The organism is Thermus sp. 2.9, assembly GCF_000794385.1.
Classification (GTDB): Bacteria; Deinococcota; Deinococci; order Deinococcales; family Thermaceae; genus Thermus; species Thermus thalpophilus.
Window position 1 is genome coordinate 1 of sequence record NZ_JTJB01000020.1, and the last position, 7,919, is coordinate 7,919.

Here is a 7,919-nt window from a genome sequence, read left to right on the forward strand (position 1 = left end):
AGATGTTCGCTTCGCGAAGCAGCCTGCCTCTCCGACTCCAGGTAAAGAAGCTTGTACACCGCCTCTTCCTTAGGAAACTTGTGGTCCCGCACCTTCGTCCCCCGCCGTAGCTCCCGGATAAACCGCTCCATCAGGTTGGTGCTCCGCAGGTACGGCCAAAGCACCTTGGGGTACCCGTAGAACCGCAGGAAGGCCCCCGAATCCTGTACCCAAAGCCCCACCACCCCCGGGTACCGCGAACCCCAGGCGGCCTTCACCTCCTCCAAGGCCCCAAGAGCTTCTTCCCGGCTCTCCGCCCCGTACACCCGCCTCAGGTCCTCCGCCAGCAGGGCCCGGTCCCGCGCCCGCACCTGGGACAGGCTCCACCGCACCCCGTGCACCACGCACCGCTGCCATTCCGCCTGAGGGTAGACCCTGCGGATCGCTTCAGGAAGCCCGGGCAGCCCGTCGGTGATGAAGAGCAATACCCGCCGCAGGCCCCGCTGCCAAAGCTCCCCCAGGACCCCCTCCCATCCCAGGGCGCTCTCCGTGGGCAAAAGCCAGAACCCCAGGACCCGTCTCTCCCCATCAGGGGCGATGCCCAGGGCCACATACACGCTTTCCCGCACGATCCCTTCTCCTTCCCTGAAGACCTTTAGGGAAAGCCCGTCCAGGTAGACGAAGGCCATCTCCTCGGGCAAAAGCCGGGTGCGGAAGGCTCCTGCCGCCTCCAGGACTTGGTCGGTCAGGGCGCTTAGGGTCTCGTGGGAGTAGCGGTGGCCTAAGAGCAGGCTCAATATCTCGGCCGCCTTGCGCTGACTGACCCCGGCGGCGTACAAGGCCACAGCTACTTCCCCCACGTCCACCAGGCGGCGGGCGTAGGGCTTAAGGAAAGCCGGGTAATACCGAGATTCCCGATCCCTAGGGACCTTCAGGTCCACCTGGCCGAAGGTGGTCTCCAGCTTGCGGGGGTAGTAGCCGTTCCTGCGCCCCCCGTGCACCTGCAAGAAGGCTGTCCGGTCCAGCTCCAGAACCGTCTGCAGAACCTCGGCTACTGTCTCCCGCACCGCTTCCCTCAGCAAGATCCGCAAGGTATCCTGGTCCACGGGGCACCTCCTCGTTCCAAGGTGTGCCCCCCTATTAAACACGGGCCCTTACACATAAATCCTTACACGACCGGGGGTTCTTTCTCCTTTGCTAGTCCGTATCGCTTTGAGGTCCCGAGTTCTTTCCCAGGAAAATCTTCCTTTCACAGGAAAAAAGTTCGTGCTCGAAAGAGCAAAGCTTGTTCATGCATTTCCTGATCTGGGGAGGGTGGAACTTTTTCCCAAGGGGGTCCGCATTGGGAGCGTGTAAACATCTGCCTTTCTTTGTATTTTCTCCCGAAAAAGGTGGATGGGGATTTTAGCGTCCTGGACGAGAGATTCAGAAATGGGCGGTTTACAATTTGTTGCTAAAGGGGAATAATGTGGTCCGCCGCCCTGGCCCTGGCCGGGGTGGGCGTGTACGGGTGGACGGGACTTCTCCTCTCCTTGGGAGCCTGGGCGGCGGAAACGGTGGGTCTGGAGAGGGGTGAGCGGTTCCGGGGCATGGACGTGCCCACCCTGGTGTACGGGGGGGTCCTCCTGGCGCGGAACATGCTCCTGGAGGTGGTGAACGGGTGAACGGCGCGCTCCTCGCCCTCACCGGACTCGCCCTGGTGGCGGGGTACGCCGTCTACCTGGCGTTCACCGTCCTTCGCTACCGGGGTGTCCCTGTTCCCCTCGAGGCGGGCCCCTTCGCCGAGGAGGCTTTGCGGAAGGGCCTCACGGGCTTCCGGGTGCGGGTGGGCCGGAGAAACGGCGTGCGCTACCCGGAGCGGAGCGTCTACCTGACCCGGGCCGTGTACGAGGGGAAGAGCCTATACCACCTGGCCGTGGCCGTTCACGAGGTGGGGCACGCCCTGCAATGGCGTGAACGCCCCGAGATGGTGCGGGCCGCGCAGGGGGCCCTGACCCTGGCCCTGGGGCTTCTCGTCCTCGGGTTCCTGGTGGGCCCGAGCCCCCTCGGGGCGGCCTTCCTCACCGGGGGGTATGGCCTCTTCCTCGCGAGCCTTCCCCTAGAGGTGGACGCCAACCGGCGGGGCCTCGAGGTCCTGCCCCCGGAGTGGAGGGAGGAGGCGAGGCGGGTGATGGCCGCCCTCACGGGCTCCTACGTGGCGGTGCCCTTGGGCGGGCTCCTGGTGGCCGTGGGGTTCCTGGTGGGGTGGTCTTAGCTACACGCCGTTCCCCTCTCCCTTCCCCGTGTAGCTAAGACGCGCCACCAAAATCCAAACCCCGGAGCTCAGCGCCCCGGGGTGCCATGAAGGAGAAGGTTTCGGCCTTCCGAGGTCAGTATATCACGCCTCGGCCTTGCTCGGAGGGAGGACGGTGGCGTCCACGGTGCCGTCCCCTCTGTCCTTCACCACCAGGCGGGCGCCCTCCTTGGCCGCCTCCCGGAAGGCGGAGAGCCAGGCGTGGGTCCTGGGGGCGTCCCGGAGGTCCACGTCCAGGTAGGGGCCGAGGACGGGGTCCTCCCCGATGACCATGCGGACCCGCTCCTCCTCCCCTTGGTCCCGGGCCACGTGGAGGAAAAAGCCCGCCAGGTTCTCCAGGTAGGCCCGGCCCTGCCCCTTGGGCCTCGCGTACTCCCGGAAGATCTCCGCCAGCATGGCCCCAGTATACCACCAGACCAGGAGTTGCCTGAAAGGAGATCTGCTGGTAGCATGAGGTTGCCATGAAGGAGATGGTCCTCATCTTCAAGGAGGTGCGCGACCAGGAGGCTTTCCGTGAGGCGCTGGAGAAGGCGAGCCTGGGCCGGGCGGTGACCCAGCCCGACCACGGCTGGCCCAAGCCGGCCCTCAGGGTGTGGGGGGTGAACCCCTCGCACGTCCTGGCCGCGTCCATCTGGACGGGCTTCGAGCCCGAGGTGGTGCTGGAGTAGGCCTTCCGCCCTTCTTTGCCCTGGAAGGACGCCCTTATCCTTCCGGGGTTTTTGTTTGATAATGGACCTATGCTTCGGGCGCAGAACAAGAACCTGGCCCAGCAGGCCCTGAGGGAGGTCCTGGGGAGCCGCCTCTTCTGGCTCATGGTGGCCGGAGGGGTGCTCCTGGACCTCGCCGGGGGAGGGACCCAGGCCTTCTACCTCGCCGGGGTGATCCTGCTCTCGCTTTTCATCCTGAGGAGCCTCCTCTTCAGCCCCCACCTCTTCTTCCCCCCGGGACCCCTGTCGAGCACTCAGGACGAGTTGCGGAGGCTCCGGGAGGAGGTGCGCCGCCTGAGGCGGGGAAGGTAAAACCTTTAACCTTTCGGCCCCCGGCGGAGGGCCAGGGGCCTACTCGGTGGAGGTACAAAATGGCCGACAGCCGGCTAGGCGGCCCGGCTCTTTCATCTTAGCCCAGGGAGGCCCTTCGCCGCAAGAGCCAACCACATGCGCTTGCTTACCTCCACCTGAAAGAGTACCATGAGGGTGGAGGTACAAAATGCGTACCGACAGCATCCGGCTCATGGCGGAAGGCATCCGGCCTTTGGCCAGCAGGGAGCAGGTCATGAGGGCGTTCGCGGCGGAGGACTACGAGGCGCTGGGGCGGCACTACTACGCCCTGGCCCTCAAGGAGGGCTTCTCCCGGTTCCACCTCCTCGGGGACGAGGCCCTGGACCTCGCCCAGGAGGTGGCCCTCAAGGTTCACAGCTCCCTCAAGGCCTGGCGGACGGGCGAGCGGAAGCTCCCCTCCCCCTCCAAGAACCTCACCTTCTGGGTGATGGTGGAGGCTGACCGCGCCGTGCGGGAGTGGTTCTACCGGAACCGGGGGGTGGGGTACACGAACTCCCGGCTCGTGGCCAGGGTCAAGCGGGCCACGGAAGGGCTTCAGGCGGAGCTCGGGCGTGCACCCACGCCGGAGGAGGTCGCCGAGAGGCTCGGGATCCCCTTGGAGGTGGTGGAGGAGGCCTTGGCCGTAGCGGAGGCGGAGGCCATCCTCAGCCTGGACGACACCACCGAAGAGGGCACCCGGCTGGAGGAGTTCGTGGGCCACGACCCCTGGGAGCGCGAGGAGGAGAGGGCCCGCGCCTTTGAAGCCCTGGAGGAGGCCATCGAGCGCTATGGCCTCCGGCGGAAGCTGGGCGAGAAGGAGGCGGAGCTCTTGGAGCGCTTCCTAGAGGGCGGCTTGGAGGAAGAGGAGCTTGAGGAGCTTGAAGCGGCCCTGAAGGAGGCCATGACGAGGACCCAAGCGGTCTAGGCGGCTTCGGCACCCTGCACCTCGCCTTGGGGGGACGCCCTTATCCCTCCAAGGTTTCTTCTATTGCTAAACGCGGCAGAGATAGGTAGCATGAGGTTGGAGGTACAAGATGGTCAAGGTCAGCGTGCGGAGCCTCTACTTCGCGGCTCAGGCTCAGGCGGCTTCGGTGGAGGAGGCCCTCGAGGCCCTTCGGCGGCTCTGGAAGGAGGACGGGAGCGTGAGGGACCTGATGACCAAGGCGGCGAAGGAGGGCTACGTCCTGGCGGACGCCCAGGACATGCCCGCCCCCTTCGTGGCGGCGGTCAAGGTGGCCCTGGCCCGCCTCCGGGAGCGGCTGAAGGAGGAAGCGCCCTCCACCTTGCTCGTGCGGCACGGCAAGGGCAAGGCCAAGGAGGAGCGGAAGCCCATGACCTGGGAGTCCCCCGAGGGGGTGAAGTACGCCGTGGAGGTGTACGACCTTACCCCGAGGGAGGAGAAGCATTGGGGCTTCCGGGACAAGCGGGTGGAGGACGCCGCCAAGTGGGTGGAGAAGTTCCTCTCCGGGGTGGAGTACGAGGAGGGCGCGAGCCCCCTCGAGGAGGCCCTGGAACACGAGGACAACCCCCACTTCCGGCGTGAAGACCTCATCCCCGAGGACCTGGAGGCCAGGCTCAGGCTCCTGGGTTGGGACGGCACCTTGAGGAGCTTCCAGGCCCTGGTGGACACCCTCCCCGCCAGGGAGAAGGCTTTCGTGGAGAGGGTGCGGTCCATCTCCGCCCTGGTGGACCGCGAGAAGGGCCAGGTGGTGGCCGTGAAGAGCCCTATCGGGTGGGAGGTACGGCAGGGCCTCTCCAGGGAGGCGATGAAGGCCGTCATGGCCGTCGGCCTCCTGCAGGAGCTCGTGAAGGAGCCCTCCTGGAAGGTCCACGAGGTGCGCCGCCACGTGGAGGCGGTGGCCGAGGCGGACGCCCACCTGAAGGGCCTGTTGGCGGAGCTTGAGGCCATCGCCACCCTCCGCCAGGCCAAGCACCACCTGGACCAGGTAGGGCGGGGCAGGGCGATCGCCGTCTACCGCGACCCTGCCACCGGGGAGCCCGTCTACCGGACCCCGGTCATCGGGTAGACACCCTTCTTTGCCCCGGGGGGACCACCTTATCCTTCCGGGGTTTTCTGTTTGGCCCGGATGCTCTCTTTTGGCAACGCAGGTTGCCCGACAACCCCCCTTTCCCCGATTTTCTCTCACGCTTGTTGTGCCTGCCCCCCGGGGGGTGGCAAAACCCAGTAGCGCTACCCCCGGGGAGGGTGGCAAAACCTTGTTGTGCTCGTCCCCCGGGGGGTGGCAAAACTCCGTAGTGCTACCCCCGGGGGGGTGGCAAAACTCTGTAGTGTTCGTCCCCCGGGGGGTGGCAAAACTTCGTGGTGGATAGGCCCTAGCCCGAGCGCCACCGGGTGGCGAGTTTGAGCGGCTTCGGGCCGCAAGGTAGCCTCGCCGACCCGGGAGAGGCTTGGACACACCTGGGCCACCACTTGTGCCACCGGTTGTGTCATCCCCGGGCATCGGCCTCGGAGGGCTCAAGCCCGGGGTGGTCCTCGAGGCCATGGAGGAGACCCTAGGACGAGTGGGGAACCGGGTGGTCCTCTACCGCCTGTGAGCGGGGGGGCCTTCCGGCCCCTCGGGGAAGGCCGCTATGGAAGCGCTAAAGCGGTTCGCCCGGGTGAGCGGGAGCTTCGCCGTGGTCTTTGAGGAGGGGAAGCCCGTGAGGGTGGCTGGAAGGCCCCGGCCCCAGGACCACCTCTTCCTCATGGAGCTCGCGGAAGAGGTGGTGCGGGCCCTCGCTCCGGGGAAGAGCGGCCTCGTCCTGGTGAGCCCGGAGCGGGTGCGGGTGGCGTATAGGGAAGAGGGCCTGGGGGCCTGACGGCCCCACGGCCAAGGGCAGGAGGTGCAAGATGATCGCGCTCCTGCCCAACACGGACGGCGTTCCCAAGACCAGGCTCTCGGACCGTGCCCTGGAGGGCCTCATCCGGCGGCACGGGGCCTATGTCCACCCCCGGCTGGTGGAGGAGGGGTGGGTGGACCTGGAGGACCTCGAGGCCCTGGGCCACGTGGAGGTCCTGGAGGTCCAGCCCCTTCCGGGGGAGAAGGTCTTCGTGCCGAGCCGGGCCGGGTGGGTGGTCCTGGAGGTGGCTTAGGGCCAGGGGGGGCCGGGTGGCCTCCCTCGCGCCCGGGCAGAGGTGGGAGATGCGGCGGACGAGGAAGCACCTAGAGGAGATGGCCCAGGCGGCCCGGGCCCTCGCCCTCTACGCCGAAGACCTCCACGCCTTCCTCTCCGAGCACCCCCTGGAGGCGGAGCGGGTGGCCCGGGAGGTGGAGGAGGCGGTGGGGGAGCTCAGGGGCCTGGCCTCCCGGCTCTACGCCCTCGAGGCCAGGCTCAAGGCCCCCTACGAGGACAACTCGGCGGTGGCGCTCAGGCGGGAGCTTTTCGGGGAGGTCTGACATGGGCCACACGCACTACTGGCGGATCAGGACGGAGGCGAAGGAAGCGGTGGAGAAGAGGCTTGGGGCCGTCCTCGAGGACTTCGCCCGGCTCCTTCCCCACCTTCCTCCCCTAGCGGGGCCGGACGGGACGGGGGGGCCAGTCCTCTACCCTCCCCAAATCGCCTTCAACGGCCCCGCCCCGGAGGACTACGAGAGCTTCGTCTTCCCCTGGTGGGAGGAGAGGGAGTGGTCCTTCGGGTTTTGCAAGACGGGGTTCGCCTGGGAGGAGAAGCGCCCCTACGACCTCGCCGTCCGAGTCTTCCTCCTCCTCGCCAAGCTCCACCTGGGGGACCTCGTCCAGGTGGCCTCGGACGCGCCCCTCGCCGACTGGGCGGAGGCCGCCCTCCTGGTGGAGGGGGTCCTAGCCCTCCCCGTGGACCTCTACGGGCTCCTCGGGGTGCGGCTTCTGGAGGTGGAGGACGCCCGGGGAAGGCGCTTCCTCCTGGAGCGGTGGAAAGAGGACGACAGGGAGCTAGACGACTGGCTCCAAGCCCGGGAGCGCCTGGACCGAGAGGGCCTCTTTCCCTGGCCCTTCCGGGGGCCGTACCGGGTCCTCGGGGAGGTGCACCTCCCCCAGGAGGAGCTTCCCCGGCGCTGGGCCAGGGAGGGGTTCTACAGGCGAGGGTGAAGGGGAGGGCCCCCCAGGGCAGGGGGGCCTTCCGGCCCCTCGGGGGGAGACCGAAAGAGGTGGACGCGCCTATGACGGCTAAAGAGGTGGCGCAGAGGCTTCGGACGGACGGCGTGGCCCGGGTGGAAGGCGTGGTGGAGCCCGAGTGGGGCCATGAAGCGGTCTGGTTCTTCGGAAGCCAAGGAAGGCCCCTCCAGGACTTCTACGAGGAGGAGGTGGCGGCCCTCCTCCTCGAGGCCACCGCCCGGTGGGCGGACGGGCCAGGGGCCTTCACCTTGGACCTGGAGGCGGGCCGGGTAGTGGTGGAGGTCTTGGAAGAGCAGGACTACGGCTACGAGGTCCTCCGCAGGGAGGAGGTCTCCCTGGAGGACTTCCTGGAGTAGGGGGCCTGGAGGAGGGGAGGGGGCTGTCTTAGCTACACGCTCCCTCCCCTTTCCCCTTCGTGTAGCTAAGACCGGGAGCCCGGGGGCCGCAAGGTAGCTTCGCTGACAACGGCCCCACGGGAGAGGACGGAAAGGAGGTGCAAACAGTTGGGAAATAGC

14 protein-coding genes are annotated in these 7,919 nt (G+C 67.3%); 12 read left to right on the top strand and 2 right to left on the bottom strand.

Annotation, left to right across the window (positions count from 1 at the left end):
• Nucleotides 1–1,127 (bottom strand): IS256 family transposase (locus QT17_RS05515; protein ID WP_039457517.1); only part of this gene is annotated, 1,127 nt, incomplete at its 3' end.
• A gap of 318 nt (nt 1,128–1,445) precedes the next feature.
• On the opposite strand from QT17_RS05515, the gene QT17_RS05520 reads away from it, so the two are divergent.
• Together QT17_RS05520 and QT17_RS05525 are read left to right on the top strand one after the other, a co-directional pair.
• Nucleotides 1,446–1,643, top strand: a complete 198-nt coding sequence (locus QT17_RS05520; RefSeq protein ID WP_039457499.1) for a hypothetical protein — start codon at nt 1,446–1,448, stop codon at nt 1,641–1,643.
• The gene (locus tag QT17_RS05525) at nt 1,640–2,233 is read left to right on the top strand and encodes a zinc metallopeptidase (RefSeq protein ID WP_039457501.1); all 594 of its coding nucleotides are present in this window, start codon (nt 1,640–1,642) and stop codon (nt 2,231–2,233) included. Before QT17_RS05520 ends, QT17_RS05525 begins: the two co-directional genes overlap by 4 nt.
• Nucleotides 2,234–2,356: 123 nt before the next feature.
• On the opposite strand, the gene QT17_RS14875 is transcribed toward QT17_RS05525, so the two are convergent.
• On the bottom strand, nt 2,357–2,668 hold the full coding sequence (locus tag QT17_RS14875; RefSeq protein WP_014511019.1) for a hypothetical protein: 312 nt from the start codon (nt 2,666–2,668) through the stop codon (nt 2,357–2,359).
• A gap of 65 nt (nt 2,669–2,733) precedes the next feature.
• Between QT17_RS14875 and QT17_RS05535 the strand changes: the two genes are divergently transcribed.
• The 10 genes from QT17_RS05535 (at nt 2,734) to QT17_RS13820 (ending at nt 7,760) form a co-directional block, all read left to right on the top strand.
• The gene (locus QT17_RS05535; RefSeq protein ID WP_014511018.1) at nt 2,734–2,940 is read left to right on the top strand and encodes a hypothetical protein; all 207 of its coding nucleotides are present in this window, start codon (nt 2,734–2,736) and stop codon (nt 2,938–2,940) included.
• A 69-nt stretch (nt 2,941–3,009) separates the two neighbouring features.
• Nucleotides 3,010–3,291, top strand: coding sequence for a hypothetical protein (locus tag QT17_RS05540; protein WP_014511017.1), 282 nt, complete (start codon nt 3,010–3,012; stop codon nt 3,289–3,291).
• Between the two features lie 187 nt (nt 3,292–3,478).
• Nucleotides 3,479–4,234 (top strand): sigma-70 family RNA polymerase sigma factor, encoded by a 756-nt coding sequence (locus QT17_RS05545; protein WP_039457502.1) that lies wholly within the window; start codon nt 3,479–3,481, stop codon nt 4,232–4,234.
• Nucleotides 4,235–4,343: 109 nt separating this feature from the next.
• On the top strand, nt 4,344–5,336 hold the full coding sequence (locus QT17_RS05550) for a hypothetical protein (RefSeq protein WP_039457503.1): 993 nt from the start codon (nt 4,344–4,346) through the stop codon (nt 5,334–5,336).
• Nucleotides 5,337–5,742: 406 nt separating this feature from the next.
• On the top strand, nt 5,743–5,865 hold the full coding sequence (locus QT17_RS14730; RefSeq protein WP_255347419.1) for a hypothetical protein: 123 nt from the start codon (nt 5,743–5,745) through the stop codon (nt 5,863–5,865).
• 36 nt (nt 5,866–5,901) lie between these two features.
• Nucleotides 5,902–6,129 (top strand): hypothetical protein, encoded by a 228-nt coding sequence (locus QT17_RS05555; RefSeq protein ID WP_015717488.1) that lies wholly within the window; start codon nt 5,902–5,904, stop codon nt 6,127–6,129.
• 31 nt (nt 6,130–6,160) lie between these two features.
• Nucleotides 6,161–6,403, top strand: coding sequence for a hypothetical protein (locus QT17_RS05560; RefSeq protein ID WP_039457507.1), 243 nt, complete (start codon nt 6,161–6,163; stop codon nt 6,401–6,403).
• Nucleotides 6,404–6,452: 49 nt separating this feature from the next.
• Nucleotides 6,453–6,707 (top strand): hypothetical protein, encoded by a 255-nt coding sequence (locus tag QT17_RS05565; protein ID WP_039457520.1) that lies wholly within the window; start codon nt 6,453–6,455, stop codon nt 6,705–6,707.
• 1 nt (nt 6,708) lies between these two features.
• Entirely contained in the window at nt 6,709–7,377 is a 669-nt protein-coding gene (locus tag QT17_RS05570) for a hypothetical protein (protein ID WP_039457510.1), read from the top strand.
• A 71-nt stretch (nt 7,378–7,448) separates the two neighbouring features.
• Nucleotides 7,449–7,760: a hypothetical protein gene (locus QT17_RS13820; RefSeq protein ID WP_038043765.1), complete on the top strand. Its 312-nt coding sequence runs from the start codon at nt 7,449–7,451 to the stop codon at nt 7,758–7,760.
• The last annotated feature ends 159 nt before the right edge of the window (nt 7,761–7,919 follow it).

Bases quoted from the DNA above. Each gene is read 5' to 3' on its own strand.
- QT17_RS05520 (WP_039457499.1), top strand. From the start codon at position 1,446: ATGTGGTCCGCCGCCCTGGCCCTGGCCGGGGTGGGCGTGTACGGGTGG.
- QT17_RS14875 (WP_014511019.1), bottom strand. From the start codon at position 2,668: ATGCTGGCGGAGATCTTCCGGGAGTACGCGAGGCCCAAGGGGCAGGGC.
- QT17_RS05535 (WP_014511018.1), top strand. From the start codon at position 2,734: ATGAAGGAGATGGTCCTCATCTTCAAGGAGGTGCGCGACCAGGAGGCT.
- QT17_RS05540 (WP_014511017.1), top strand. From the start codon at position 3,010: ATGCTTCGGGCGCAGAACAAGAACCTGGCCCAGCAGGCCCTGAGGGAG.
- QT17_RS05545 (WP_039457502.1), top strand. From the start codon at position 3,479: ATGCGTACCGACAGCATCCGGCTCATGGCGGAAGGCATCCGGCCTTTG.
- QT17_RS05550 (WP_039457503.1), top strand. From the start codon at position 4,344: ATGGTCAAGGTCAGCGTGCGGAGCCTCTACTTCGCGGCTCAGGCTCAG.
- QT17_RS05555 (WP_015717488.1), top strand. From the start codon at position 5,902: ATGGAAGCGCTAAAGCGGTTCGCCCGGGTGAGCGGGAGCTTCGCCGTG.
- QT17_RS05560 (WP_039457507.1), top strand. From the start codon at position 6,161: ATGATCGCGCTCCTGCCCAACACGGACGGCGTTCCCAAGACCAGGCTC.
- QT17_RS05565 (WP_039457520.1), top strand. From the start codon at position 6,453: ATGCGGCGGACGAGGAAGCACCTAGAGGAGATGGCCCAGGCGGCCCGG.
- QT17_RS05570 (WP_039457510.1), top strand. From the start codon at position 6,709: ATGGGCCACACGCACTACTGGCGGATCAGGACGGAGGCGAAGGAAGCG.
- QT17_RS13820 (WP_038043765.1), top strand. From the start codon at position 7,449: ATGACGGCTAAAGAGGTGGCGCAGAGGCTTCGGACGGACGGCGTGGCC.